General features: G+C 45.2%; 25 protein-coding genes and 1 pseudogene. 7 read left to right on the top strand and 19 right to left on the bottom strand.

The window, feature by feature from the left end; translation table 11 throughout:
• Positions 1-12 precede the first annotated feature (12 nt).
• A pseudogene (locus MHH79_RS06745) lies at positions 13-269 on the top strand (YciI family protein).
• Between the two features lie 29 nt (positions 270-298).
• Here MHH79_RS06745 and phrA read toward each other — a convergent pair.
• The 3 genes from phrA to yjoB form a co-directional block, all read right to left on the bottom strand.
• Positions 299-433, bottom strand: coding sequence for a phosphatase RapA inhibitor PhrA (gene phrA / locus MHH79_RS06740; RefSeq protein WP_003245487.1), 135 nt, complete (start codon positions 431-433; stop codon positions 299-301).
• Positions 423-1,559 carry a response regulator aspartate phosphatase RapA gene (gene rapA / locus MHH79_RS06735; RefSeq protein WP_340035063.1) on the bottom strand — a complete coding sequence of 379 codons (1,137 nt, stop codon included), beginning with the start codon at positions 1,557-1,559 and terminating at the stop codon, positions 423-425. Before rapA ends, phrA begins: the two co-directional genes overlap by 11 nt.
• Before the next feature lie 144 nt (positions 1,560-1,703).
• Positions 1,704-2,975, bottom strand: coding sequence for an ATPase YjoB (yjoB, locus tag MHH79_RS06730; RefSeq protein WP_015383418.1), 1,272 nt, complete (start codon positions 2,973-2,975; stop codon positions 1,704-1,706).
• A 148-nt stretch (positions 2,976-3,123) separates the two neighbouring features.
• On the opposite strand from yjoB, the gene MHH79_RS06725 reads away from it, so the two are divergent.
• Together MHH79_RS06725 and MHH79_RS06720 are read left to right on the top strand one after the other, a co-directional pair.
• On the top strand, positions 3,124-3,588 hold the full coding sequence (locus MHH79_RS06725) for a DinB family protein (protein WP_327844302.1): 465 nt from the start codon (positions 3,124-3,126) through the stop codon (positions 3,586-3,588).
• A 224-nt stretch (positions 3,589-3,812) separates the two neighbouring features.
• Positions 3,813-4,577 (top strand): sulfite exporter TauE/SafE family protein, encoded by a 765-nt coding sequence (locus MHH79_RS06720; protein WP_014476525.1) that lies wholly within the window; start codon positions 3,813-3,815, stop codon positions 4,575-4,577.
• Between the two features lie 38 nt (positions 4,578-4,615).
• Here the strand turns inward: MHH79_RS06720 and MHH79_RS06715 are convergent, their stop codons facing one another.
• From MHH79_RS06715 to MHH79_RS06655, 13 genes are all read right to left on the bottom strand, one after another.
• Positions 4,616-6,109 carry an altronate dehydratase family protein gene (locus MHH79_RS06715; protein ID WP_340035062.1) on the bottom strand — a complete coding sequence of 498 codons (1,494 nt, stop codon included), beginning with the start codon at positions 6,107-6,109 and terminating at the stop codon, positions 4,616-4,618.
• Positions 6,106-7,548 carry a tagaturonate reductase gene (locus tag MHH79_RS06710; RefSeq protein WP_340035061.1) on the bottom strand — a complete coding sequence of 481 codons (1,443 nt, stop codon included), beginning with the start codon at positions 7,546-7,548 and terminating at the stop codon, positions 6,106-6,108. The genes MHH79_RS06715 and MHH79_RS06710 overlap by 4 nt, the downstream gene beginning before the upstream one ends.
• A 76-nt stretch (positions 7,549-7,624) precedes the next feature.
• Positions 7,625-8,626, bottom strand: a complete 1,002-nt coding sequence (locus MHH79_RS06705; RefSeq protein ID WP_340035060.1) for a LacI family DNA-binding transcriptional regulator — start codon at positions 8,624-8,626, stop codon at positions 7,625-7,627.
• An 87-nt stretch (positions 8,627-8,713) separates the two neighbouring features.
• Complete coding sequence (locus MHH79_RS06700) at positions 8,714-9,982, bottom strand: MFS transporter (RefSeq protein WP_063335078.1); 1,269 nt, start codon at positions 9,980-9,982, stop codon at positions 8,714-8,716.
• Between the two features lie 47 nt (positions 9,983-10,029).
• Entirely contained in the window at positions 10,030-10,866 is an 837-nt protein-coding gene (locus MHH79_RS06695; protein ID WP_063335077.1) for an SDR family oxidoreductase, read from the bottom strand.
• Positions 10,863-11,942, bottom strand: a complete 1,080-nt coding sequence (gene uxuA / locus MHH79_RS06690) for a mannonate dehydratase (protein WP_063335076.1) — start codon at positions 11,940-11,942, stop codon at positions 10,863-10,865. Before uxuA ends, MHH79_RS06695 begins: the two co-directional genes overlap by 4 nt.
• 24 nt (positions 11,943-11,966) lie before the next feature.
• On the bottom strand, positions 11,967-12,986 hold the full coding sequence (locus tag MHH79_RS06685) for a zinc-binding alcohol dehydrogenase family protein (protein ID WP_047182472.1): 1,020 nt from the start codon (positions 12,984-12,986) through the stop codon (positions 11,967-11,969).
• Positions 12,987-12,991: 5 nt separating this feature from the next.
• Entirely contained in the window at positions 12,992-14,005 is a 1,014-nt protein-coding gene (allD, locus tag MHH79_RS06680; RefSeq protein ID WP_340035059.1) for an ureidoglycolate dehydrogenase, read from the bottom strand.
• A 104-nt stretch (positions 14,006-14,109) separates the two neighbouring features.
• Positions 14,110-15,489 (bottom strand): MFS transporter, encoded by a 1,380-nt coding sequence (locus tag MHH79_RS06675; RefSeq protein ID WP_063335073.1) that lies wholly within the window; start codon positions 15,487-15,489, stop codon positions 14,110-14,112.
• Between the two features lie 67 nt (positions 15,490-15,556).
• Positions 15,557-16,978, bottom strand: coding sequence for a glucuronate isomerase (uxaC, locus tag MHH79_RS06670; protein ID WP_100506155.1), 1,422 nt, complete (start codon positions 16,976-16,978; stop codon positions 15,557-15,559).
• A gap of 197 nt (positions 16,979-17,175) precedes the next feature.
• Positions 17,176-18,354 carry an NAD(P)/FAD-dependent oxidoreductase gene (locus MHH79_RS06665; RefSeq protein ID WP_015383407.1) on the bottom strand — a complete coding sequence of 393 codons (1,179 nt, stop codon included), beginning with the start codon at positions 18,352-18,354 and terminating at the stop codon, positions 17,176-17,178.
• Between the two features lie 39 nt (positions 18,355-18,393).
• On the bottom strand, positions 18,394-18,816 hold the full coding sequence (locus MHH79_RS06660; RefSeq protein WP_003220510.1) for a DUF1641 domain-containing protein: 423 nt from the start codon (positions 18,814-18,816) through the stop codon (positions 18,394-18,396).
• A gap of 388 nt (positions 18,817-19,204) precedes the next feature.
• The gene (locus MHH79_RS06655) at positions 19,205-19,702 is read right to left on the bottom strand and encodes a cupin domain-containing protein (RefSeq protein ID WP_340035058.1); all 498 of its coding nucleotides are present in this window, start codon (positions 19,700-19,702) and stop codon (positions 19,205-19,207) included.
• Between the two features lie 131 nt (positions 19,703-19,833).
• Here MHH79_RS06655 and MHH79_RS06650 point away from each other — a divergent pair, with 131 nt between their 5' ends.
• The 3 genes from MHH79_RS06650 (at position 19,834) to fetB (ending at position 22,432) form a co-directional block, all read left to right on the top strand.
• Positions 19,834-20,808: a multidrug resistance efflux transporter family protein gene (locus MHH79_RS06650; protein ID WP_340035057.1), complete on the top strand. Its 975-nt coding sequence runs from the start codon at positions 19,834-19,836 to the stop codon at positions 20,806-20,808.
• A gap of 119 nt (positions 20,809-20,927) precedes the next feature.
• The gene (locus tag MHH79_RS06645; RefSeq protein WP_181218927.1) at positions 20,928-21,680 is read left to right on the top strand and encodes an ATP-binding cassette domain-containing protein; all 753 of its coding nucleotides are present in this window, start codon (positions 20,928-20,930) and stop codon (positions 21,678-21,680) included.
• A complete protein-coding gene (gene fetB, locus MHH79_RS06640) occupies positions 21,680-22,432 on the top strand; it encodes an iron export ABC transporter permease subunit FetB (protein WP_041344741.1) in 753 nt (250 codons plus the stop codon). The genes MHH79_RS06645 and fetB overlap by 1 nt, the downstream gene beginning before the upstream one ends.
• A 45-nt stretch (positions 22,433-22,477) precedes the next feature.
• Here fetB and MHH79_RS06635 read toward each other — a convergent pair whose 3' ends face one another.
• The gene (locus MHH79_RS06635; RefSeq protein WP_063335070.1) at positions 22,478-23,293 is read right to left on the bottom strand and encodes a uroporphyrinogen-III synthase; all 816 of its coding nucleotides are present in this window, start codon (positions 23,291-23,293) and stop codon (positions 22,478-22,480) included.
• A 173-nt stretch (positions 23,294-23,466) separates the two neighbouring features.
• Between MHH79_RS06635 and MHH79_RS06630 the strand changes: the two genes are divergently transcribed.
• Complete coding sequence (locus tag MHH79_RS06630; RefSeq protein ID WP_003232781.1) at positions 23,467-23,655, top strand: hypothetical protein; 189 nt, start codon at positions 23,467-23,469, stop codon at positions 23,653-23,655.
• Positions 23,656-23,695: 40 nt separating this feature from the next.
• Here MHH79_RS06630 and MHH79_RS06625 read toward each other — a convergent pair whose 3' ends face one another.
• A complete protein-coding gene (locus MHH79_RS06625) occupies positions 23,696-24,874 on the bottom strand; it encodes a glycosyltransferase (RefSeq protein ID WP_181216994.1) in 1,179 nt (392 codons plus the stop codon).
• Positions 24,875-24,896: 22 nt separating this feature from the next.
• The gene (gene yjiB / locus MHH79_RS06620) at positions 24,897-26,087 is read right to left on the bottom strand and encodes a monooxygenase YjiB (RefSeq protein ID WP_063335068.1); all 1,191 of its coding nucleotides are present in this window, start codon (positions 26,085-26,087) and stop codon (positions 24,897-24,899) included.
• Between the last annotated feature and the right edge of the window lie 79 nt (positions 26,088-26,166).

Below are 26,166 nucleotides of genomic sequence, written 5' to 3'. Positions count from 1 at the left end.
GAGGGTCTGAATATGTATACATATTTAATGCTGACAATGAGAACGGAGAAATTTAATCAGGAGCATGTGGCTGGGCACTATGAATTTCTGGATCGTTTACAGGCAGAAAAACGTTTAAAAATGTTTGGGCATTCAGCGACGCCACAGGCGGAGCGTATGTCATCGAAGCAGATTCACTGGAAGAGGCAGCGGAAATCGGGCATGCGGATCCGCTGGTGGCAAGTGGATCTTCTGAGCTGACGATAAAAGAATGGAAGCTGAAGAAATAAAAAAGACCCCTAAGGGTCTTTTTTATGCATCATGTTTGATTGCGTGCCGCAATATGAAATGTTTTCCCTTCTGTGTTTGCTGTTTCACCTGCATGAACCATCACCTGAGTAAAGCTGAACCCGACCGCAACGAGCAACAAACCTGACATCCATTTAGATTTCATATAAACAATCTCCTCTCTGGATTTGTTTTTGTGCGTGCACCATTTTCTCAAAAAATGAAAGTGCTTTTTCGGGCTGTCCGTTTTCTATATAGAATTGGGCAGCATCATGCGCCAGCTCTTCAATATAAGGATACAGCATATGTTCTTCAAGAAATTGAAAGGTGTGTGAGACTGATTCTGTGTCTATGTTTTTTCCGTATAACGCATGTAAAAATTGAAAAAGCTCCACAAATAATTCATCACTGTATTGACGGGCGATTTCCAATCCTTCACGATACTTTTTTTGCGCTTCGGCGTCATTTTTTTGTTTATACAGAACTTGTGTTAAAGAGTAGATAGAATGCGGAAGATTATCGAACTTTTCCGACTTGCAAATAGAAACAGATTTCTCAAAGTATTCGGCTGCCTTTTGCAGTTCACCCATTTTCTCATAGCAGTTTCCGAGATTATATAGGGCGGAACTGATCAGGCGGGGATTGCCTTCTTTCTTTGCAAGATCTAAAGCCAGTTCTAAGTGGGGCAATGCTCTTTCTGGATACTGCATATCATCATAATTACCTGCAATAACGAATTCACATTGGATTCTGCGGACGGTGTACGTTTCATACATTTGGTATGTTTCTAATGCCTGAACGGCGTAGCTCATCGAAACATAGGTTTGTTTTAAATTGTAAAAAATCTCGGCCATTTTAAAGGCAAACTCGGCTTTCTCAATATCATCCGAGACGAGAGCAAGATTCTTTTCTGCCCGTTTATAATACATCATGGCACTGACAAACATCTTCTGCTTAAATTCATACATTCCTCGAAAAAAGTTAAAGTAATAATCGAGAAGCCCTGTCAGCTTGTACTGATTCCCTTCGATGTCTTCTAATAATTCTGAAAACTCTAGCTGCGACGTGTCCTCTCCAAAAGGCTTAATGTAATCCAGCATGACACGATGCCTGAACTCCATTAAAGAATAATACAGCAGCAAATCTTGGTCTTCTTCCATATCCTCAATTTCTCTTTCTACTTCGAGCTTGACCCGTTCGGCTTCAGCGACGTGGAACTGCCGGATATGAGTATACCATTCATTAATTTTAAGCCCGACATAAGAGGACGGAATCGTCTGCTTCATCCTCAATTAATCCCCCCTTTTGAATTACCCGAGATATGTCATATTTTATCATATTTACAAGAAAAAGAAGAACGCAAAATAACCGCAATTGTCGAATTTCGGCTAACCGCAACAAAAAAGCACGGGTTTTTCAAACACCCGTGCTTTCTTTTAGTGAAAACCGACTTTGTTTCTTTCCATCCAGCTTCCCCGCTGGCTTTTTCTTTGCTCTCCTGTCATGTCTTTCACCATGGTTTCAATATGGTGATTCCCTTCTTGGTGCCATTGAAGGGCTGAAGATACATATAATTCTCCCAGCTGTGCAAAGGAAAAGCCTTCTGTAAGTTTTGCGGCGTTTTTTATTTCTCCTTCACTCAAAAAGATGCCAAAGCCTCTCATTTTCATATATTCCAGCCGCAGCTCTTCATCCGGAAGCCCGATTTCATAGGCACGGTCAAATCGCCCTGCACGATTCATCAAACCTGGATCGATCTCTTCGGGATAGTTTGTCGTACCGATGAGAAATAGCCCCTCTTTTGATGTCGCGCCATCCAGCGTATTGAGAAAAAAGGACCGCACATCTTCCGGCATCGAATCTATATCCTCGATGACCAGAACTGCAGGAGCGAGGCGTCTCGCTGCCTGAAAGACTTCTTCTATTGTCTCGCTCGACGTAAATTCAGTAATTTGCCAATAAGCAACAGGTGCATCGATACTGCCTGCGATCGACTTCACTAACGTCGTCTTTCCGTTTCCAGGAGGTCCATATAACAGAATGCCGCGCTTGTAAGGGATGTCATATGTTTGATAAAACGATTTATCACTATGAAAAAACTGATCAATTGATCTGTATATCTCTTTTTTCAATAGCGGATTCATGATGACTTGACTCCGCTGAACCTCTCTGACAATGGCTTCCTGCTCTCTTGAAATCCCTCCATCTCCATCCGTAAACACGGTCACTTTCCGCTTGCTTTTTTCCCAAAGACGCGGTCTGACTCCCTCCAGAAATGCACGCATCTTTTCATCGTTAACCGCAAACAGACAATCAAAACTCATAATGCTCCCATCTTGAAAATATGGAATTCTGGCAAAAGCAACTCCCTTTTCAGGATACGCGTATACACTGTTTCTTATAGACTTATGGACGGTATAATCCGGTTCTTTCTCATCTTCATCGTAAGCAAAGGTTTTCTTTTCAAGCTTTTCAAATATATATGCCACATGCTCAGGCTCCAATGAACCGCTGCGGACATCTTCTACAAGAAGCTCCCAGTATTCCGTATTTGGATCATCACTGGCATAGAGCTCATAGAATACACCGTATTGATCATAAAGCGTTTCTTCAATCCGTGTGATAAGGTAACCGAAAGTGCCGTAGCCCGCCGCAGCTCTTTCATTCTCTTTTTCTTCGTACTGATAAATGAAAGGTATGTTAGTCATGTTTATACTCCATTTCATGTTTTGTAAACGTTATATATACGATTGACATAGCATTTTGTTTCATCCCACAGCATATTACTTGTGAATTCATAACCGTTGATATAGGATTTCATTGCACCATTTATTTTTACATATGGAGGAGATCATAATGAGCCAATCCAATCAAATTGTCAGCCATTTTTTATCCCATCGAAACGTGACCAATGAGCTTGCCGAAAAAATCAGCAAAGACCATTACAGCTACAAACCGGCAGAAACATCAATGTCAGCAGAAGAGCTGGTCAAACACATTCTTACGTCTTTTCAATTGTTCGCAAATGTCATTAAGGAAGGCAATGCCTCACCATTTCAAAACAAGCAGGAAGAAACAGAAACAGATCTCAATGTTCTGGCAAAAACATATACAGAAAAAACGGTCGCTATCCTTGAACAGCTGACTGAAGAGCAGCTGGACAGAGAAATTGATCTGACATCCGCTTTCGGCAGAAAAGTCACAGGCCGCGCGCTGCTTCAGCTTGCAATGGAGCATGAAATTCACCATAAAGGCAACCTGTTCGTGTATGTGCGGGAAATGGGCCACACTGAGCTTCCTTTCTATCAGCAGCGCATGTAGTGTAAACAAGAAAAAAGATACCTGTTAAGAGGTATCTTTTTTTTGCGCCTTTAGTACTTCTCGATTTCGTCCAGACACTCATTATAGGGCAAATGAATAGAGATATTGAGCATACCAAAATTTCAAGCAGCTAACGTGCAAAAATTCAAAAAATTTAATTGATTAACGCGTCCTAATCATATATAATCTGATAAAAATAGTCGGGTTTTCAGGAGGCCTTTATCATGAGTGTAAGCATCATATTGATGGGTTTGTTTGTCGGAGCCTTAGTCGGATTGACGGGAGTGGGTGGAGCGGCCTTATTAACTCCCCTTTTAATTGTGCTTGGAATTAATCCTTCCATCGCGGTCGGTACAGATCTTGTATATAACTCGATCACAAAGCTGTTTGGCGTTGCCTCCCATTGGCGGCAGAAAACGATTAACTTTAAATTGGTAAAATACTTAGCCATCGGCAGTATTCCGAGTGCTTCGCTAGCCATTGGCATATTGCATTTGTTCCCCGCCTTTCACCAGCATCAGGAAGAAATTATTAAGCACGCTCTAGGATATGTGTTAACGCTGGTTGCCATTTCAATCATCGTTCGTTTGTTTTTGGATAGAAAACTTCGTCCCAACCGCTGGCAGCTGATGCCGCTTGAAAATAAGAGGGCGCTGACAATTCTTATTGGTGTTGTGTTTGGGTTTATCGTCGGATTAACATCAATCGGTTCCGGCTCATTATTTGCAATTGCCATGATTTACTTATTTAACATGAAAGCGTCACAGATTGTCGGAACCGATATCGCGCATGCATTTCTTCTTGTTACGGCAGCAGGCATTTTGAACGCAAGCTTCGGAAGCGTGGATTACATGCTGGCAGCTAATCTGCTCATTGGTTCAATTCCCGGCGTGCTGATCGGAAGCCATCTTTCGCCTCGATTCTCCCCGCGTCCACTGCAATTTATTATGGCGTCCATTATTTTAGTCAGCGGTTTAAAATTGATTTAATGAAGAAGGCTATCCGCTTGAAGGATAGCCTTTTCTTATTATAGCGTCACACCCGATTTAAAAATGGCGAGTTCTCTGAAATCATTTTTTTCATGGTTCACATGCTGGCCGCTTGCCACCTCAATCATATAGTGGATAAACTCACGCAGCACATATTCCTCATGAACATCATCCTCTGCTAAAAGGCCTGCGTTAAAATCAATCCAATGCGGCTTCGCCTCATACAGCTCGGTGTTTGTCGCTACTTTCACCGTCGGGACAAAGGTGCCAAACGGCGTGCCTCTTCCCGTTGTAAAGAGGACAATTTGGCAGCCGGCAGCCGCCAATGCGGAGGAGGCGATCAAATCATTGCCTGGCGCGCTCAAAAGCGTCAGCCCTCTTGTCTTGAGCACTTCCCCGTATTTCAAGACATCCGTGACAGGAGAAATCCCCGCTTTTTGTGTACAGCCCAGCGATTTATCCTCAAGTGTAGAAATGCCGCCCGCTTTGTTGCCCGGTGAAGGATTTTCGTACACCGGCTGATCATGTTTGATAAAATATTGTTTAAAATCATTGATTAATTGGACTATCTTATGAAACACTTCTTCATTGGCAGCCCGCTGCATCAGGATGGTTTCTGCGCCGAACATTTCCGGTACTTCCGTCAGCACAGTACTCCCTCCCTGTGCAATGAGATAATCTGAAAAACGTCCAAGCAGCGGGTTTGCGGTTATGCCGGAAAAACCGTCCGAACCTCCGCATTTCAGCCCGATCTTCAGTTCAGACAGCGGAATGTCTTCTCTCTTATCTCCTTTGGCCGCTTCATGAATTTCCTTCAGCAAAGCAACGCCTGCCTCCATTTCGTCGGTCACCGACTGGGATTCCAGAAACTTCACCCGCTTCAAGTTCACATCTTGCAGTGCCTCCTTCATTCTTGCCAGCTCATTGTTTTCACAGCCAAGCCCTAACACCAAGACGCCGCCGGCATTTGGATGGCGAATGGCATTCAGCAGGATTTGCTTCGTATTTTCATGATCGTCGCCAAGCTGCGAGCATCCGTATTGATGCTTTAACACCAGTACGTTATCAAATGGAGCAATATCCCCTGTTTCTCTGACAAAACGCTGCAGCATTTTTTCTGCTATTCCATTGACACAGCCGACAGTTGGGACAATCCACAATTCATTCCGTACACCCGCATCTCCGTTTTCTCTTCTAAAACCTTTAAACGTCCGGTTCTCATTAGAATACGGATTTTCATCAAATCTCGGTGTATAGCTGTATGATTGGATATCAGACAGGTTTGTTTTCGTATTATGGACATGAATATGCTCTCCGATCGAGATATCTTGTGATGCATGACCGATTGGAAACCCGTATTTAATGATGCTGTCGTTTTCTTTGATAGACTGCAATGCAATCTTATGGCCTCTTTTTATATCATCCTTTACTTCAATCGACACGCCGTCCGCATGCAGCCTCTCTCCCTTTTGGATATCCCGCAGAGCAAGAAGGACATTATCTTGCTTATGAATCTTTATAAACGACTTCAACGTACCTCTCCCCCTTGTATGCAGTATTGTTCAAGAGCCCGCTGCATGCCCAGCTCATGAATATGATTCAAGTAAACAGCGACTCTATCAGTTAGCTTCGATATCTCATTGAGATCTGCCCCCCACAGCCGCTGTTCGCCTAACACTCTTGATGCAATCCGAAGCATGTCGCCATCCTCCTGACACCAAACCTCTTTGAAAAATTGAAGAACTGCCGGATCATCCTGCAATGTCTCGTTATCATGATAAAAATACAGAAGAGCGCTGAAAGAAAACACCAAGCGTTCAGGAAGCTGTCCCTTTTGTTCAGCATATTCCTTAAGAGTCGGCAGGTTTCTCGTTTTGAATTTGGAAACGGAGTTCAATGCAATGCTTTCCAGGTAATGCTTAATATACGGGTTTTTAAAACGGTTCAGCACATCGTCAGCATACTGAGAAAGACCTTCCATTTTTAAAACAGGAAGAATTTCGTCGTCAATCAGCTCTCTTATAAATTGCCCCACTACCGGATGCTCGACAGCATCCCTAACAGTTTTTAAGCCGTATAATAAAGCCACTGGCGTCATTGCTGTATGAGCGCCATTTAAAATTCTTACTTTTTTAGTCCGGTATGGAGTGAGGTCGCTGACGATCTTTGTATGCAGCCCTGCAGCCGCAAAGGGAAGTTCTTTTCCAATCCAATCAGGCCCCTCGATAACCCATAAATAATATTGCTCTCCCACAACTATCAAATCATCCTGATAGCCAAGCTCTGCCGTGATCTCATCAATGCTGTCGACGGGAAAACCCGGGACAATCCGGTCTACTAAACTATTACAAAACGTATTGGCCTCATGAATCCACTGTATAAATCCTTCCTCCAGCTTCCACAGATGTGCATAATGAAGAACCGTTTCCTTCAGCTTTTCGCCGTTGTTCTCGATCAGTTCACATGGGATTAGGACACACCCTTTTGTCTGATCTCCTTTAAAAGCCTGATAGCGGAAGTAGAGAAATGCAGTTAATTTCCCAGGGAATGTTTTTTGCGGCCTATCCTCTAAACGATCTTTTTCATCACATACGATCCCAGCCTCAGTGGTGTTGGAGATGATAAACCGAAGCCCTTCGCTTGATGCCAATTCTTTGTATGCTTCATAATCAGAAAACAGGTCAATTCCCCGGCTGATTGAGTTGATAATCATATGCTCGTTTACCGCTTCTCCGTCTTTCATACCTTGTAAAAAAAGCGTATATAATCCATCTTGCTGATTTAATCGTTTGATTTTTTCTGAACCTCTTGGCTGAACAACCGCCACACTCCCATTAAAATCAGTGTGTTGATTCAATTGATCAATCTGCCAATCGACAAATCCCCGAAGAAAGTTTCCTTCTCCGAATTGGAGAATTTTTTCTGGATACTGAGTATAGTGATCGTACACATTTTTATTCAGCTTCTGCACCCTTATTGCCTCCCTCTCCTTATATGCACACGTTAACATTTTTCTATATAAAGAATGCCCGCTGAAAAACGGGACATCACGTCGTCAATCGTCTGACTGAATCACGCACCATGAATTCTGTGTTTTCCAAGATTTTTTCTGCTTTTGTTTCGGGCTTGCTGATCAGAGACAAGAGTTTTTGCGCGCCAAGCACGCTGATTTTCTCCACTGGGCGCTTTACTGTTGAAAGCCTTGGCGTGATGTACTGTGAAAACCCAATATCATCAAACCCGATCACCGAAATATCATCAGGGACGCGCAGGCCCTTTGCGAATATCGCATTCATCGCTCCGATTGCCATGTCATCATTCGAACAAAAAACAGCGGTTGGAGGATTCGGCAGCGCCAGCAGCCGCTCCATCGCTTGAAAGCCGCTTTCCATATCGTACTGTCCTTTGACACTGTATTCATGCTTGATCGGAATATGGTGTTGAATCAGTGCAGATAAGTAGCCTTCCTTTCGCTGCTGGGAGGATTTAAAGCCTTCGATCCCCTCGATGATGGCGATGTCTTGATGGCCGGACTGAATGAAGTATTCTACAGCTTCTTGAGAGCCTTCCTTGTCATTAGACAAAATATTCGTGATGGTGCGATCATCAATATCACGATTCAGCACGACAAGCGGAATATTTTTTTCGCGAATATGGTAAATGAAAGAATTATCAATGTCACTTTGGCTCATTAAAATGATGCCGTCATATCTCATCGATGTAACGGAGTCATAGTGTTTCAGATCATCAATGCCCCGCACATACAGATTGTAATCCTCACTTATGGCTTGATTGACGCCTTTGATTGTGTCTGCAAAGAAGCTGTGTGAGGTTCCGTTTGTAATGCTTGTAAAGAACAGCCCGATCGTATGCGACTTTTGCATCGCCAGGCTTTTCGCATTTACATTTGGTGTATAGTTGAGCTGCTCTGCTAGCTCTAATATTTTTTTCTTCGTATGTTCTTTGATGTAAGGGCTGTTGTTGAGTGCTCTGGAAACGGTTGTGTGGGATACGTTTGCGAGTTTTGCGATATCTTTTATGGTTACCATCTAATTCCCTTCCTTATCATACCGGCTGCGATTATTTACTGTATATTGTATCATCAAACATACCGCCTCTCCCACTGTATTTCCAGATTAATAAGACACAGGATTCTCCGCTCCTGTTCCCGCTGGCTTGCCAATGATTGGACGGACAAAACGAATCACAGCAAGTGAAGCGAAGACAGCCAGCCCTCCGGCAAGCAAAAATGCTCCAGAAAACGTGCCTGTTTGGTCAACAATAAATCCGGTTAAAGCCGGACCGATAATTCCTGCCGTGTTGGCGAGGAAATGCATGAAGCCGCCAACAGAACCGACATTGTTTTGATCAACCACATCTTGAATGACAGCCCAATAGATAGCACCGGTCAAATAAAGAAAGAACACTGACAGAGCGACAAGAGTGACAGCCCCCGCAGTCGTTGCCACAAGCCCGGCAAAACCAATCAGGACAGCTGATGAAAACAAACACGTGACAAGCACAACCTTGCGCGAGAACAGCACACCTTTTCGGGCCGTTTTTTTGTACACATAGTCAGAAACAAATCCCCCCGCAGCCAGCCCGATAAAGCCTAAAATCCAAGGTATGACCGTGATGACACTCATCGATTCAACACTTAATCCCCGCTCGTCGACTAGATAGCTCGGAAACCACGTCAAAAAGAAGAAGAGGATGTAGTTGTAAGCGAAAAAAGCGAACGCCGTGAACAGGACCGTTTTTTGCTTCAGGTAAAAGGTAAGCGGAATTTTTTCTCCAGGAGACGTTTCTGCTTTGATTGCTGATGCTTCCTTCATCGTCTCTTGCGGCTTTTCTTTGACAAACTTGAACCAGAGCACTGCCCATATCAATCCAATAATCATAATGAGAACGAAGGATACCTTCCAGCTGAACGCCACTGCGATCATGCCGACTATCGGGCCGGAAATGGCTCCCCCGAGCGGCGTGCCGCTATTGGTTACACCGATAACAGACGCCCGCTGGGTCGGCGGGAACCAGTTGTTCACCATCTTGTTGATGGTCGCCGAAAGCGGGCCTTCTCCCATTCCGAAGAGAATGCGTATAATCAGCAGGCTGACAAAGCCAAAAGCGAGGGCGACTGCTCCGCTAAACAGCGACCAAACGACCATCGCGACAAACAAGGTCAGCTTTGCTCCATATCGGTCGGATGCCACGCCCCCAAGAAAGTTAAAAATCGCATAACCAATCGAAAAACTGCTGAAAATCAAGCCCATTTGCGTGGCAGACAATGTGAGATCATCCTGAATAAAAGGAGCTGCAATGGAAAGCGCCGAGCGATCCAGGTAATTAATCACCCCTGCCAGGAACAAAAAAAGGATAACGGGAAGCTTATCTTTTGAAAACATCTCAACCTCACCCCTATGTTGGTTCAGTTTCTGTTGCACCGCTTTCGTTACACACCTGAATAAGCCATAAATCCTCCATCGACAGGAACGGTGATCCCAGTGACAAAACCGGAATAGGATTCATCCGCCAGCCAAAGAAGCGTACCGAGCAAATCCTCCGGTTTTCCGAAGCGCTTCATCGGTGTTCCCGCAATAATTTTGTGAGATCGGCTGGTGAACGTTCCGTCTTGGTTGATCAGCAGATCATGATTTTGTTTTGTCAGAAAGAAGCCTGGGGCAATCGCATTGACCCGCAGCCCGGTTTCGGCAAAATGAACAGCCATCCACATCGTAAAATTATTAATGGATGCTTTCGCGGCACTGTATGCCGGAACCTTCGTCATAGGTGAATAAGCACTCATCGAAGAAAGATTGATAATCGCGGGTGAATGTGCCTTCAGCAGCTCTTTTCCAAACACTTGCGAGGCCAGAAACGCACCGGTGAAATTGGTGGAGAATACAGTTAGAAAGCCCCTCTCATCCATATCAAAAAAGGATTGGCCTTCTCCCGCTTCTTCATATGTCTCCACATCGGTTATCGCGGCAGGATGATTGCCGCCAGCCCCGTTAATTAACAGATCAACAGCGCCAAATTGGCCAAGGATGTCTTCCTTTGCCCGCTCCAGTGACATCCTGTCCAGCACATCCGCAGCAACAGCGCACGCTGTGCCGCCAGCCGCCGTTATCTCCTTCTCGACCGCTTGGCCTTTTTCAGCCGTCCGATTCAAAATCGCCACCTTCATGCCATGACGGGCTAGCTCCCGGGCCATCGCAGAGCAAAGCACGCCGCTGCCGCCAGTGATGACAGCCGTTTTACCAGCCAGGTTCTCATGCAGCGGGATCATACGCCCACCTCTTTTTTTGCCATTGCTTCATAGGCGTCCCACAGCCCGTTCAAATACATGATGCCAAGTGCCCGATCGTATAAGCCATATCCCGGGCGGCATTGCTCGCCCCAAAGATGGCGCCCATGATCCGGTCTGACATATCCTTCGTAATCCTGCTTATGCAGTTCTTCCATCACGCCTTGAATGTTGATCGAACCATCCTTTGTTAAATGAGATGTTTCAATAAAATCGCCATTCTCATAAATTTTCACATTGCGAATATGTGAAAATGGAGCGATGCCGGCATACGTTTTAGCGATCTCCACCATGTCGTTAGCGGGATTGGCTCCCATTGAACCTGTACAAAGGGTGATACAATTAGAGGGTGAATCTGATATCGCCCGCAGTTTCTTATAGCTTGCCTCTCCTGTGATAATGCGCGGCAGTCCGAAAATCGGCCACGGCGGGTCATCCGGATGAATAGCCATTTGAACACCATAGGCCTCAGCAACAGGAAGAATTTCCTGCAAAAAGAATGATAAATTGTCCCATAGCTTTTCTTCATCGACCGTTCTGTAGGCAGCAAAAAGCTCTTTGATCCGAGCTAATTTTTCGGGCTCCCACCCCGGCAGTGTCATGTCAGATGCATCCTCCACCGTCCGAATCAGCTCTTGAGGATCAAGGCTTTCCACCTTGGCCTTTTCAAAAAACAGAGCGGTCGATCCATCTTCTAGCGGCCGGAACATGTCCGTGCGTGTCCAGTCAAAAACCGGCATAAAATTATAGCAAATCACTTTCACGCCAAATTCGGCAAGGTTGCGGATCGTTTGCTTGTAGTTTTCAATATACCGGCCGCGTTCTTCGTTCCCAAGTTTAATTGCTTCGTGAACATTCACGCTTTCTACAACTTCAGCATGAAAACCATAGGATTGAATATATTCGGTCTCGGCTCTGATTTCTTCTTTTTCCCACACGTCGCCGACAGGCTTTTGATGGAGAGCCCAAACGATGCCTTTGACTCCGGGAATTTGCTTCACGTGTTCAAGTGTGACTGTATCGTTGCCTCGTCCATACCATCGGAATGTCATATTCATGCTCGCACCTCCGGATTCAGTCATTTAATCAAACGTGATGACGGCTTTCCGCACCTGATCTGGATGCTCCTTAATAAACTGAAATGCATGATGAACGTCATCAACTGAAAATGTATGGGTCACCAGCCCGTTATGCACTAACCGGCCTCCATTCAAAAGCTCTACCACTTTTGGAAACTGATTGGTCTGCAATCGCGATCCGGTTATCGTGACTTCTTTTTTTGTAATTGGCAGCTGAGAAATCTGAGCCGCTCTTTCATCAAATCCAAGCACAACCACATGTCCCGCCGGTGACACAGCCTCAATTGAAAGTGCAAAAGTCTCCGGCAGGCAAACAGCATCAATGACCACGTTTGCTCCTTCATTCCCAGTCCATTCAAGGACCCGCTCGGCAACATGTTCTGCTTGGACATTTACAACAGCATCGGCGCCGTTTTCTTTCGCAAATAACAGCCGCTCGTTGTTCAAGTCAGTCATCATGACAGCAGCGCCCGCCAGCTTTGCCATTTTCAACACACAGATCCCGATGGGCCCCGCTCCCTGGATCAGGACGGTATCACCTTTTTCCACTTGTCCTCTCCACACTGCCTGGGCGCCTATCGTATAAGGCTCGGCCATGACTGCTTCCTCCCAAGGCAAGTCCTTTGAGACCGCGTGAAGCTGCCTTTCCGGAAGCACAATATATTCCCGCATGCCTCCGTCCTCATGTACGCCAAATACAGAAAGCTTGGCGCAAACATTCGGCCGCCCTTTGCGGCAGGCATAGCACGATCCGCAATAAGAAATCGGCTCAATCACCACATGATCACCGGGTTTTAGGCTCTGTACATTCGCACCAACTACCTCCACTTGTCCCGTTACCTCGTGTCCGATAACTCTCGGGAGGGTAGCAAGCGGATTCGTTCCATGATAAATGTGCATGTCTGAACCGCAAATGCCGACTCGCTTGACTTTCACGAGCACTTCATCATCCTTTGAAAGAACTGGCTTCTTCACCTCCGCTGTCACCAGATCATACGCTTTTCGCACTTGAACCGCTTTCATTTTACTCACCTGCTTTTTAAGAATTCATACACGCTCCGGGCAACAGAAATTCCGTTTTTCTTATTTCTTTCTTCATGCAGCTGCTCGATCTCGCCGGGCACATACACTCTTTCGAATCCAACAGCCGGCGGTGATTGCTGCAGTTCATCAATCATGGCATCCATCTGCTCTAAAAACGTATCCCAGTCAGTAAAAAAGGCTGGATTGATCGCGCAAACATAATGCCCCAGCTTTCTTTTTTGATCAAGGCCGCTGTACATTTTGGCAATATGAGGGCCAAAAGCCGCGCCCGCCAGCAATCCGGAAAACACATCCACCATAATCGATAGTCCATAGCCTTTCGGGCCGCCGAATGTTGAAAGTGAGACGACCTTGTCAGGATCAGTTACTGCTTCTCCGTTTTCATCGACTCCCCATCCTTCAGGAATTTCTTTGCCCTCTTCACGGGCCTGCAGAATCTTCCCAAAAGCCACTTTGGATGTCGCCATATCTAGGATAAACGGTTTTTTATGCTTAGCCGGAACACCGTAAGCAATCGGATTTGTCCCTAAAAAAGGAGTCCTCCCCCCAAACGGGACAACGATACTGTCTGTATGCGTCATTGCCATTCCGATCAGCTTTTCGTCAGCCGCTTTTTGCACAAAATAGCTTAGCGCTCCGCAATGGCTGCTGTTTACGGCCGTGACCATGCCGACTCCTTTTTTCTTCGCCATGTCAATTGCATGGTCCATCGCCATGTCGCAATTCACATGACCGAAACCATCGTCTCCGTCAAGCACCCCGGTCACAGGCCCCGTTTCTTTAAAAACAGGCTGTGCCCCAGGATTGATCCCTCCCGCTAAAATCCTGTTCACATAGTGTTCTGTGCGCAGCACGCCATGCGAATGTACATTGCGCAAATCAGCGTGCACGAGAACATCTGCTACTTTTTCAGCATCTCGTTCATTCAAACCGGCACCGGCCAGCTTTTGCCGAACGAGTTCCTTTGCTTCTTCAGCTGCAATTGTTATCGTTTTCAAGTAAGTGCCTCCTTCCTTTTCAGTTTTTTGGGCACTCTCCTAGCGAACCCCCTACAAACACATTTTATTTACAAATTATTTTAAATATTCTCTATATTATATTGTCAGATCTTTTGATGAAGATCCTGAACGATCTGAGCATGCTGCTGGTCTGTGAGTTTATAAAGAAAGCCGATAATGATCATCGCTAATGCCAAAGCAATGGCCGGATACAGAAGAAGCAGCGCTTTGATGCCAATCAGCGCCTGTGCTGTCTGGACTGCATTCGGCACATAGCCGATAATCCCCAAACCGATCCCCGAGAGAAAGCCAGACAAAGATTGAGCAAGCTTTCTTGAGAAATTGAAAAGTGAATATGTCGTTGCTTCCTTCCGTTCACCGGATTTCCATTCGCCATAGTCGATAATATCGGAGACAAGAGCCCACGTGATGCCATTTGGGATACTGATTCCGATAAAGGCGATACTGGCGAGAATTGTAAACACATAAACGTTAGATGGAAGCATAAAGTTGATTAGATCCGCGGCCACACTGATGCCGAAGCCGATCATTGCCGTTCGTTTCTTTCCAAACATCTTGACGAGCTTTGGTAGGAATACGACGCCCAAAAAGGAAGAACCAATAATGATGAAGTTCATATAAGCCATTAATTCAACATTGCCCAAGTTATATTGTGCGAAATAGACGAGCATGGCGGATTTAATGTTGTATGCGGAAATTGAAAAAATCGTCATCAGGACAAGGGTTAACAGCGGTTTATTTGTAATAAATGTTTTGACGACAGATGAGAGTGTTAATTTTTCTTTGGGTGCTTCCGATATGACAATGCGCTCTTTGCAGTTGCGGTAGCAAATATAAAACCAAAACACACCGAACGCGGCGAACAAGCCCATGACCACCGGGTAGCCGACCTTCGGATTATCAAACTTGACGAGCAGCGGCATCACGGCCACACTTGTAATAAACAAGGCGCCAAGTGATCCGATTTGGCGGAACGTCGAAATGGAGGTCCGGTCCTCAGAATTTTGAGTCATCGCTGCCCCTAATGAGCCGTACGGAATATTCACAAACGAATAGCCGATGCCCCAAATCATATAGGATGCATATGCATATATCAGTTTTCCGGTCGTTGATACATTGGGAGACAGAAAAATAAGAACAGTAAGCACCGCAAGCACGATGCTGCCGATTAATAGATAAGGCCTGAATTTCCCCCGTTTGCCGATGTTTTTGCGATAATCGATTGATGAGCCGACAATTGGATCTGTTATTGCCGCAAACAGCTTACTGACTAAAAAAATGCCGCCGGCCATCGCAGCGGGGATTCCCGCTACATCAGTGAAATACTTCAATAAATAAATCTGGCCGAGATCAAACATAAAACCGTTGCCAAAATCACCAAAACCATAGGACATTTTCTCTTTCAATGAAAGCCTTTTTTCCGTTTCGACCGACACAACCTTATTTGCCAGTTCAGTTCGCATGTTCCACCTCTGTGTCTTAAGAATTTTCGGATAGTGATCCGCTCAGCGATACTGAGCGGACACTTTGTTACACGTTTGCTTTCTCTTCTTGAAATTGAAAGTAGTGTTTCGCATTGTCATAGCAAATCCCCTGAACGATGCTTCCCAGAAGCTCCATATCGCGCGGCACTTCGCCGTTTTCCACCCATTCTCCAATCAAATTGCAGACGATCCGCCTGAAATATTCGTGACGCGTATACGAAAGAAAGCTTCTGGAATCGGTGAGCATGCCGATAAAACGGCTGAAAAGGCCAACATTTGATAACGCTTTCATTTGGTCGAGCATTCCGTCTTTAGTATCGTTAAACCACCAGGCTGTGCCGAATTGTATTTTTCCCGGGGTAATACCGTCCTGAAAACTGTTAATCATGCTGGCGATGACATAGTTATCATTTGGATTCAGTGAATATAAAATCGTTTTCGGCAGCTGGTTCTTCATCTCAACTGAGTTCAGCAGCTTGTATAAAGGCTTAGCAATTTCTTCATCGTTCATTGAATCATAGCCTGTATCAGGTCCGAGCCTTTTCATCATTTTTGTATTCGTGTTTCTTAAAGCGTTGATATGAAACTGCATCGCCCAATCGAGCTCCGCATACAAACCGCAAAGAAACTGAAGCGTATATGTCTTAAATTTCTTCTCATCTTCATAAGAAACCTCTGTTCCTTGTAATCTGTCAGCAAAAATCCGTCCAGCTTCTTCTTTTGTTGTTTCGGCAAATACCATTGAATCTATCGCGTGATCAGAAACTCTGCCGCCGGCTGAGTGGAAGAATCGCACTCGTTTTTCCAACGCCTTTAAAAACTCATCATAGGTTGTAATGGATATGGCGGCGGCATCTTCAAGCGCCTGCACCCAGTCAGGAAAGCCTTCACGATTGATCTCAAGTCCTTTATCCGGCCGAAATCCAGGCAGCACGCTGACAGGAAAGTCTTTGTCTTCTCTTAATAATAGATGGTATTCAAGAGAATCGACAGGGTCATCTGTGGTGCACACAACCTTTACATTTGATTTCACGATTAAATCCCTTGCCCCGAAGCCTTCCCCTTTGAGCAGTTCATTTGTCCGTTTCCATATAGCCGGCCCGGACTTCTCGTTTAAAATCTCATAAATGCCAAAAAAACGCTGCAATTCTAAGTGAGTCCAGTTGTAGAGCGGATTGCCAATCGCCATCGGCATGGTTTTTGCCCAAGCCATAAATTTCTCCTCATCAGGCGCATCTCCGGTAATGTATGTCTCCTCAATTCCATTGGCTCTCATGATGCGCCATTTATAATGGTCACCATACAGCCAGGCTTCCGTGATGTTTTGAAATGTCTTATTTTCATAGATTTCTTTCGGACTTAAGTGGCAGTGGTAATCAATAATTGGCATGTCTTTCGCATAATTGTGATAGAGGCTGACAGCGGTTTCATTTTTCAATAAAAAGTTTTCGCCCATGAAGGGTTCCATGTCCTCACCGTCTTTCATTCTATTTCAAAATGTTAACGTTAACATTTTGATTTGTTTTCATTTTACCTTTATATTCCTCTGGGATCAATCTCTTTTTTGAAAATGAAATGTTAACGTTGGCATATAAACAAAAAAAGACATTGCCAGAAAGCACTCGGAAAGGAACGCTTTTGGCAATGTCAGATTCATAAAAAGGATTAGTAAGCCAGGCTGAAAAGTCCTTTAATGTGTGTTAAGTAGCGTACGTTACTTGCTTCTTTCATCAAGGAAGCAGGAAGACCTTTAAGCGGTGTAGAATTTGCACCAATGATGGCAACCGCGTCTTTGCGTCCAAGACTTGCAAGTGTACCAGAGTTTACTGGCTTGAATGTTTCAAGCGTTTTGCCTTCCAGGTAAGCGAATAGGTTGTAACCGATCAGCTCACCCATTTGCCATGCGATTTGTGCAGTTGGCGGGTATGGACGGCCGTCTGCACCGAAGTAAACTGCGCTGTCTCCAGCAACGAATACATCTTCATGAGATGTAGATTGCAGGAAGTCATTTACAGTCGCGCGTCCGCGGTTCACTTCTAGGCCTGATTCACCGACTAATGGGTTACCTTGTACGCCGCCAGTCCAAACAAATGTGTTGGCAACAACTTTAGATCCGTCTTTCAGATCAATTACGTTTCCTTCTACATTTGTAACAGGAAGACCTGTTAAGAACTCAACGCCGCGTTTTTCAAGGCTTGCAGTCGCACGCTCGATAAGATCATCCGGAAGAACAGGAAGGATCTTCGGACCTGCTTCAACAAGTTTTAATTTGATTTCTTTATGGTCTACGCCGTATTTTTTCGCAAGGTTCGGCATGATGTCAGCAAGCTCACCAACAAGCTCAACACCTGTTAAGCCGCCGCCGCCGATAAGGATTGTTGCATCTGCTTCGTTTTTCGTTTTAGAGTACTCGCGCACACGATCTTCAACATGCTGGAAGACTTTGTTCGCATCAGCAGCAGATTTCAATACCATGCTGTTTTCTTCAAGACCTGGGATGCCGAAGTAAGCCGTTACAGAACCAAGACCTACAACAAGCGCATCGTAAGTTAATGTAGAACCGTCAGCAAGCGCAACTTCTTTTTTATCAACAGAGAAAGAGCTTACTTCCGCAATTTTAAGATCAATGTCTTTGCCTTTGAAAAGTTTTTCTAATGGCATTGCAACCGCTTTTTCAGACACGTTGCCTGCAGCAAGGCGGTGTAATTCCGTAATGATTTGGTGAGTAGGGTATTTGTTTACCACTGTCACGCGTGCTTGTTCTTTTGTGTAATGTTTGCGAACTGTTAGAGCAGAAAGAACTCCGCCATAACCAGCGCCTAGAATGACAATATGTTTTGACATCGTATATCCTCCGTCCTTTATATCAATTTGAATCTGAGATTATTTTTGGTTTTCGCGTTCATTCATGACTTCAAGGTAGCTGTTAGCAAAACGGAACAGCTTTTGAGCTTGAGGATCTTTCAGCATGCGAAGAAGGCCGAAAAGTCCAATTGTTTCGTTGCTTGCTTCCGCGCGGTCTTTTGCTTCGATCGCAGTCGCAGCTACTTCTTTCGCTGTTTCTTTTACAGGCTCAAGAATTTCAGTGATCGCACCGACTGTGTCGCTCTTTAACACTTCGTCAGTCGCTACAGACTGAGCGAAATCATAAGACTTCGTTAAAATATTCACTAACTCAGTCAGCTTCGGAAGCTGGTCAACTAAAACAGTCAATGATTCTTGAACTTCTGGCTTTAATAGCTGATCAATAAGATCTTGCTGGCTTTGGCTGACAGACGCATTTGTTTGATCGATTGTTTCTGGCATATCCAATTCTCCTTTACTATAAGCAGTTTGCTGATTTTTTTGGAAAGGGTAGTGCCTCTCCCTGTCTCACGCTTTTAAGGCATAAGAATAAGGATTGTGAATTCATGCACAATCATTTACAAAAATAAATGTTTACTACCCAGTTTTTCATCTTGCCATATTCAGTATTATTTTTATCTAAAAATAAACAATTGAATAAGTCAAAATCCTTTACTCTCTCTGAAAATAGCAAACACAAAAAACTCCAATTCGATTACCTTCTATATGATAACACTTTTTGAACAAAATTTGAACGTGAATTGCTTCGATTATGAAATTAATTTATATGGAGCTCATGTCATATCGTTTCTGCGGCACTAGTTATTGACAATCCAGCAATTTCTCCCCTTCACTTTACCCATATTTCCAATAGAGGCTCTCTTTTTCCTGTGATCGGATCATTCGCCGGCAACGCCGCCTGCTTAATCTGTTTGACCGCTTCCTCTCGCTCATTCGGCTTTCCCATCTTCATATCATACTGAATGCCACCGGGATAGGCGCCAAGGACAGTAAAATCGGGGCTTGAGCTTAGCTTTTTATGTCCGACTCCGGCTGGAATCACGACTACGTCGCCTGATTTTAAAGGGATGGCAGCCCCTTTTTCTCCCCCAAACTGAATCAAAGCCTCTCCCCTAAGGGCAATCAGGACTTCATGCGTATTGCTGTGATAATGATGGTATGGAAAAACACTCCCTGACCAGCTGTTTGACCAGCCATGCCGGATGACGATCCGCTCTGCCAGTCCGGTGTCCTTAAGCGCGTTTTGATACACCACGAGCGGAAAATCAGGGTGATTCGGAATCCTGCCGTCATCCGGAAAGAAGTATGTCTGTGTCTCTTTTTCCATCAATTACACCTCCCTTTTTTGTCTTCCACACATAGCGGTTCGCAAAACATGATGTTTTTCTCATGATTCCATTGATCTGCATGATACCGAATAGTATAGTATAAAAAAATAATGCCAGAATGAGGGATATCATGAAAGCTATCGTTATCGGAATATTGGCTTCACTCTTTTTCGCCGTTACCTTTATATTAAACAGAGCGATGGAGTTATCAGGAGGCAGCTGGCTTTGGAGCTCTTCGCTGCGCTTTATTTTTATGGTGCCATTTTTATGTTTGATTGTCATCATGAGAGGGACATTCACGCCTCTCTTACTAGAGATGAGGAAAAAGCCGTTTTATTGGATCAAATGGAGCTTCGTCGGCTTCGTGCTTTTTTACGCGCCGATTACATTTGCGGCTGCATACGGTCCGGGGTGGCTCATAGCCGGAACCTGGCAAATTACAATTGTAGCCGGGGTGCTCTTATCTCCTTTGTTTTATGTCAAACAAGATATGCCGGGCGGTCCGCAGCTCGTTCGCCAAAAGATTCCCCTGGTTTCACTTGGCACTTCCATGATCATCCTGATTGGAGCGGCTCTGATTCAGCTTCAGCATGCAGAATCGCTTTCTGGGAGGATGCTGCTTTTCAGTGTGCTGCCGGTTGTCATTGCGGCTTTTGCCTATCCGTTAGGAAACAGGAGAATGCTTGAAGAATACGGAGGCCGGCTTGATACATTTCAGCGCGTGCTTGGAATGACATTGGCAAGCCTTCCATTCTGGCTTATATTAGCAGCTTACGGCTGGTGGTCAGATGGCCTTCCATCAGCAAGTCAAACCGTTCAATCCTTTATCGTTGCCGTCAGCTCAGGCATCATTGCGACGGTTTTATTTTTCTGGGCCACTGATATGGTAAGAGACAATCCGCAAAAACTCGCAGCTGTTGAAGCCACTCAATCCGGTGAAGTGATTTTCGCGCTGCTTGGTGAAATTGTTCTGCTGTCAGGCGTTTTCCCATCTCTTTTATCATTTGCCGGTTTATTCATTATAATAGCCGGGATGGTGTTACATACCTTCGCTTCACAGCCGAGAAAACCGAAAAAGAAAGCACAGTCAAATCTGACTGCGTAGCATCTGCAGGAGAATGGGTGAAAGCCTGTTCTCCTTTATTTGTGCTACCAAAAGGGATCTGTTTCACGTTATAGTTAAATATAATGTCAGCCTACTTATATTGAAAGGTGATTATTGTAATGGAAGCAAACGATCAAACACAAAACATACCAGCCATCTCCTTCAGATCAGTCAGAAAAAGCTATAAACAAGATGGACAAACCTATGATGTGCTGCAGGATGTCACCGGAGACATTCAACAGGGTGCAATCGTAGCCGTTTTAGGTCCTTCCGGCTCAGGCAAAAGCACCCTCCTTTCTATGTGTAATTTAATGAGAACTCCTGACAGCGGCGAAGTCAAAATATATGGAAAGGAAATCAGAGAATGGAATGTCAATGAGCTGAGGCGAACGGCAGCCCTCGCATTTCAATCGGCTCCCGTGCTCGACGGGACAGTGCGTGACAATTTAAATCTTGTACAAAGGCTGCATCAATCCCAGCTGTACTCTCCTGAAAAGCTGGCTTCTCTTGCAGGGCTGCCGCCAGAGCTGTTAGACAGAAGCGCCAGAGACTTATCGGGCGGGCAGCGGCAAAGACTGTCACTGGCCAGAACGCTCTCAAATCCTTCCTCCATTCTATTGTTGGACGAAATCACGTCGGCCTTGGACCCGGTTTCTGCTCTTGAGATTGAAGAACTGATCAAACGTCAGCATCAAGAGAAAAAATGGACAGTCATGTGGGTCACTCATAATATGGAGCAGGCAAAACGAGTAGCCGATACCATTTGGTTTATGGCAGATGGCCGGCTGCTTGAAATCGCTGAAACCGAAACATTTTTCTCTGCTCCGCAGCATGAAGCAGCGAAAGAATTTTTGAAGGGAGGCACTCGGTAATGGATTACCTTTCTCTCTCTTTAACGATGATCTTTGTTTTGATCGCCTTGTTTTTATCAAAATCCTTTAAAGCAGGTGTAGAAAAAGACATGATCATCGCCACCATCCGGGCCGCGGTGCAGCTGCTTATCATCGGTTATGTTTTGTCGCTGATTTTTCGCGGAGACCACCCTGTTTTTATCCTGCTGATGGTGATGTTAATGCTCGCGGTGGCGGCGCAAAATGTCATCAAGCGAAAGAAAAATACAATCGGTTCGTTTTGGAGGGTGTTTGCCGCGTTAGCAATCGTAGAAATTGTGACGCAGGGAATTCTGCTGTCTCTTCATATCATTCCGCTTACGGCACGATATGTCATTCCGATCAGCGGGATGGTCATCGGAAATTCGATGGTGCTCTCAAGTTTGTTTCTAAACCGGCTCAACTCAGAAGTCGGCGTTCGCAAAGAAGAAATTCAATTAATATTGTCACTTGGCGGCACACCGAAGCAATCCATACAGCGCATTCTTACGTCAGCGATGAAAATGAGTATGATCCCGACGCTCGAAAGCCAGAAGACACTGGGTCTTGTTCAGCTTCCCGGCATGATGACAGGCCAGATTCTAGCCGGCGCGGACCCGATTCAGGCAGTACGCTTTCAACTCTTAATCGTGTTTACAACGATGGCTTCAGCCGCGCTGACTTGTGTAATCTTAAGCGTGCTGACATACCCATCATTATTCACCGTTCATCAGCAGCTGAAGCAGAATGAATGACAGACAAAAGCCGCTTTCCAAGGGAAAAGCGGCTTTTTGTACTTGTTATTCCTTTTCTTCATAATACTTGGCCAGCTCAACAATCATCGCACCCATCCGCTCAATCTCTGGCGCAAGCAGTCTCGTAATGCCCTCTTCCCGCAGTGCTTCAGCAGTCACTTTTCCGACAGCAGCTGCGATGGCACGTTCTTCGAATACCTTCTTCACTTCATTGATATAACCTCGCCCCTTAGCAAAATCAAACAGGGAACGAACCTGAATGGCCGTTGTAAAACAAACGGCATCGATCTCACCGTTCATCAGCTCTCGGCATAACCGCTCCACCGTTTCCTCCTCCGGCGGGATGTGCTGATAAGGCAGAATCGGCAGGACAGACGCGCCTTTTTCTTCAAGAAATGCCATGAGAGCCGGCGCTTTTTCGCCATGAAGCTGCACCATGACTGTTTTTCCTGAAAAGTCGTGAGGCTCCAAAGAATGGATTAAGCCTCTTGTTGTCCCGTCTTCATCCGAAGCTTCCGGTGTGATCCCAAGCTTTTTCAGCGCAGACAGCGTTTTGTATCCCCTGCATGCCGCTTTCGCTTGGCGAATGGCCTGCAGAAACTCATCTTTCAGTCCAATTTTCTCTGCCATATCGACAAGAGTCTCCAACCCGATGCCTGTCGTGAAAATGACCCAGTCAGCTTTTTTCCCCTCCACAAACGTCCGCAAATCCGGCTCCACCTGCTTCTCTGCTAAGTAAACTGTACCTTGGAGAGGCCGGATGACAGGTATTCCGCCCTGTTTTTCAATGATTGTACTGATTTCTTCCGTTTTTCGTGAGCCACCGATTGCCACGCGTTTTCCAAGTAACCCTTTTCCCATACCCGTTTCCTCTCCTCTTTGCATAGGCTTTTTATGTATATAAGCTTAATAAAGCTATTTTGGCGCAAACCAAGGGAGAAATCAAGATAAACCAAAACCCCTAAAATCCATTGAATACGCCGGAAGCTTGCTGTAAGATAAACAGCAGACACGTCTTGTAACGGAGGGACGACATGGAAACAAAAAAAGAAGAATATGAAACAAAAGGCTACGATACATCGATCGTTTACGAATTCAATGAATATCCGGACGCCCGCAGCGGGCGCTGCGACAACTGTGATTACACACTGTTCAAAAGCTCTGTAAAAGGCGGAAAATTTCTTAGAGAATGCCGGAGATGCGGGATGAAAAAAAATATTTAAACAGAAAACCGAAATCAATTTGATTTCGGTTTTTATGTTTTTACTGCGGGACAGCGGATTTTTTCATAAACGCTTCAATCTCAGCTGCCGCACGCTCCGCTCCGCCAGCTTCTTTTACATCCTTTTGCATATTCTTGACGCGGCTGAGCAGCTCTTGATCACTGGATACAGCCTGAACCGCTTCCTGCAGGCTGGAAACAGTCACTTCCTCTTTCGGCAAATAAACGCCAAGGCCTAATTCATCAACCCGATTTGCAGTGAGCTCTTGCTCATACATTTGCGGAATGACGACAAGCGGCACACCTGCGTTCATCGCTTCCATCGTACTGTTCATCCCGCCATGAGAGATGAACAAATCAGCTTTCTCTAACACCTCAAGCTGCGGCACACTTTGGCGAATGGTAAAGTTAGCAGGAATATCCTCCAAGCTTTCTGGATCAATCGTTTTCCCAACCGACATGATCACTTGCCATGAAGAATCCCGAAATGCCTTGATGCACATCTTGTAAAATTCCGGCCATGCGTTAAACGCCGTACCCAAAGAAATCAGCATAAGCGGGCGATCATCCTTGTCAATCAACAGGCTTTCTTTTTCCTTCCGTTCTCCGAGAGAGGGGCCGACAAAACAGAAACGGTCATCGAACGTCTCATGCTGAATCTGAAAAGACTTCGGCATAAAGACAATATTTAATGCTTCCGGCACAGCTAACTGTTCAAATGAAACAGCCGGCAACTTCTCTTGCTCCAAGTAGGCTTTAAATTCAGCCTCTGCTTCTCTTATTTTTTTCAGCATGTCTTCATTTCCTAACTGAAAGGATTCATTTTGGGCATATGACGAACAGAGCTTAATGACCGGAACATTAAGCTTTTCAGCAAACAATTTTCCAGCCAGTGCAACAAAATCATAGATGATCAGATCAGGCCGATCATCCTTATATAACTCCTCAAGCTGCGGCAGAATGCTGAGTGATTCTTTTAAAAGGCTGAGGGGCGCGTCATTCTTTTCCATCATCTCCCTGATTTGCTTAGGATCAATATTCAAGGATGTATGATAGATCAATGCTTCTCCACCGGCTTGCTGAACAGCGGGCGCAAACTCCTCAGTCGTCGCGTACGTGACACGATGCCCTTTCTCACAAAGCTTCTCTACTAAAGCAAGCGTAGGATTGACATGTCCGTACGCCGGGATATTGATCATTGAAATATGGTACTTTTTCATGAATCTCCAGTCTCCTTATCTATTACATTTTCACACGGAAGCTCTTTAATCCGTATATCACACTGTTTTCAATCGGAGTGATACTGACGCACTCCATATGAGGAAAAGCAGAAATCAAAGACGTTAACGCGATATTTGCTTCAAGACGGGCAAGCGGAGCCCCAAGGCAAAAATGGATGCCATGGCCAAACGCAATATGCGGATTGGGATGGCGGCGGATATCAAACATGTGCGGTCTGTCAAACTTTGCTTCATCACGATTTGCCGATGCCACAAACGCCAAAACCATATCACCTTCTTTAATCAGGTGCCCCCCGATCTCCGTATCCCGCTTGGCAATGCGCCTCAAAACCGGGGCCGGTGCTCTGAAACGCAGGGCTTCCTCCACTGCCTGAGGCATCAGTTCAGGATGGCTGCGCAGTTCCTCGTAAACGCCTGGCGTTTCTAATATGCTGTACATCGCATTTGAAATCAGGTTTGTAGTGGTTTCATTTCCGGCCACCAGCAGCAGCGTGCAAAACGGAATCAGCTCTTCACCGGACAGCTTCTTGCCGGTTTCTTCCGCTTCCACTAAAATAGAAATAATATCCTGTGCCGGTTTGTTTCGCTTTTCTTCTATGATGCCGGCAAAAAACGCAGCCAGTTCTTCCTCACACTTATCTCGTTCTTCCAAAAAGGCTTTTTCAGCTTCTTCACTTTTATCCTTCGGTGTACTGACCAGAAGATCAGACCATGCTTTAAACTGATCCATATGCGCTGAAGGCACTCCCAGCAGCTCAGATATCACAATAACCGGAAGCGGGTATGAAAAATCGTGCACAAGGTCAAACTCACTACGCCCCTGAAATTTTTGAATCAGTTCATCTGTGATTTCTTGAATTCTCGGTTCCCATTGCTTCATCACACGCGGAGTGAAGGCTTTATTCACGACTGAACGGATTTTTGTATGCTTCGGCGGGTCCATGTTAATGATGGAATTTCCAATAGAGCTTGTCTGCTGCGGCATGTAACTGGAAAACAGCTCTTTATCCCCAACAACTTTTTTGACATCATCATAAAGAAAAACGCTCCACACTTGATTTTCTTCATCAAAGGAAACAGGCGCATCATTTCTCATCGATTCGTACCATGGAAACGGATGATACGCATCCTGTTTGTTTTTCCCATTGAGCAGCGCTCGCTGCAAGGCTTGCCGGCGGTTTAACACATTCATGTATGGTCACTCCCCTTGAAAGAATTCAGCAATTAATGTTCCACTTCACCTCCCGCTTTCGAAAAAGAGAGGGACTACC

The sequence above is a fragment of the Bacillus sp. FSL K6-0993 genome (genome assembly GCF_037977205.1).
GTDB lineage: Bacteria > Bacillota > Bacilli > Bacillales > Bacillaceae > Bacillus > Bacillus subtilis.
Note: the sequence above shows the minus strand (reverse complement) of the source record. Positions and strands in the feature narration are given on the sequence as shown.

What these genes read in the sequence shown, in the direction of transcription:
- MHH79_RS06630 (WP_003232781.1), top strand. Translation starts at nt 23,467, where the DNA reads ATGGAAACAAAAAAAGAAGAATATGAAACAAAAGGCTACGATACATCG.
- uxaC (WP_100506155.1), bottom strand. Translation starts at nt 16,978, where the DNA reads ATGGAACCCTTCATGGGCGAAAACTTTTTATTGAAAAATGAAACCGCT.
- MHH79_RS06665 (WP_015383407.1), bottom strand. Translation starts at nt 18,354, where the DNA reads ATGTCAAAACATATTGTCATTCTAGGCGCTGGTTATGGCGGAGTTCTT.
- yjoB (WP_015383418.1), bottom strand. Translation starts at nt 2,975, where the DNA reads ATGACTAACATACCTTTCATTTATCAGTACGAAGAAAAAGAGAATGAA.
- MHH79_RS06725 (WP_327844302.1), top strand. Translation starts at nt 3,124, where the DNA reads ATGAGCCAATCCAATCAAATTGTCAGCCATTTTTTATCCCATCGAAAC.
- MHH79_RS06685 (WP_047182472.1), bottom strand. Translation starts at nt 12,986, where the DNA reads ATGAAAGCGGTTCAAGTGCGAAAAGCGTATGATCTGGTGACAGCGGAG.
- fetB (WP_041344741.1), top strand. Translation starts at nt 21,680, where the DNA reads ATGGATTACCTTTCTCTCTCTTTAACGATGATCTTTGTTTTGATCGCC.
- MHH79_RS06645 (WP_181218927.1), top strand. Translation starts at nt 20,928, where the DNA reads ATGGAAGCAAACGATCAAACACAAAACATACCAGCCATCTCCTTCAGA.
- MHH79_RS06675 (WP_063335073.1), bottom strand. Translation starts at nt 15,489, where the DNA reads ATGCGAACTGAACTGGCAAATAAGGTTGTGTCGGTCGAAACGGAAAAA.
- MHH79_RS06695 (WP_063335077.1), bottom strand. Translation starts at nt 10,866, where the DNA reads ATGATCCCGCTGCATGAGAACCTGGCTGGTAAAACGGCTGTCATCACT.
- uxuA (WP_063335076.1), bottom strand. Translation starts at nt 11,942, where the DNA reads ATGAATATGACATTCCGATGGTATGGACGAGGCAACGATACAGTCACA.
- MHH79_RS06625 (WP_181216994.1), bottom strand. Translation starts at nt 24,874, where the DNA reads ATGAAAAAGTACCATATTTCAATGATCAATATCCCGGCGTACGGACAT.
- yjiB (WP_063335068.1), bottom strand. Translation starts at nt 26,087, where the DNA reads ATGAATGTGTTAAACCGCCGGCAAGCCTTGCAGCGAGCGCTGCTCAAT.
- MHH79_RS06635 (WP_063335070.1), bottom strand. Translation starts at nt 23,293, where the DNA reads ATGGGAAAAGGGTTACTTGGAAAACGCGTGGCAATCGGTGGCTCACGA.
- MHH79_RS06660 (WP_003220510.1), bottom strand. Translation starts at nt 18,816, where the DNA reads ATGCCAGAAACAATCGATCAAACAAATGCGTCTGTCAGCCAAAGCCAG.
- MHH79_RS06650 (WP_340035057.1), top strand. Translation starts at nt 19,834, where the DNA reads ATGAAAGCTATCGTTATCGGAATATTGGCTTCACTCTTTTTCGCCGTT.
- MHH79_RS06700 (WP_063335078.1), bottom strand. Translation starts at nt 9,982, where the DNA reads ATGTTTTCAAAAGATAAGCTTCCCGTTATCCTTTTTTTGTTCCTGGCA.
- MHH79_RS06720 (WP_014476525.1), top strand. Translation starts at nt 3,813, where the DNA reads ATGAGTGTAAGCATCATATTGATGGGTTTGTTTGTCGGAGCCTTAGTC.
- phrA (WP_003245487.1), bottom strand. Translation starts at nt 433, where the DNA reads ATGAAATCTAAATGGATGTCAGGTTTGTTGCTCGTTGCGGTCGGGTTC.
- MHH79_RS06705 (WP_340035060.1), bottom strand. Translation starts at nt 8,626, where the DNA reads ATGGTAACCATAAAAGATATCGCAAAACTCGCAAACGTATCCCACACA.
- MHH79_RS06655 (WP_340035058.1), bottom strand. Translation starts at nt 19,702, where the DNA reads ATGGAAAAAGAGACACAGACATACTTCTTTCCGGATGACGGCAGGATT.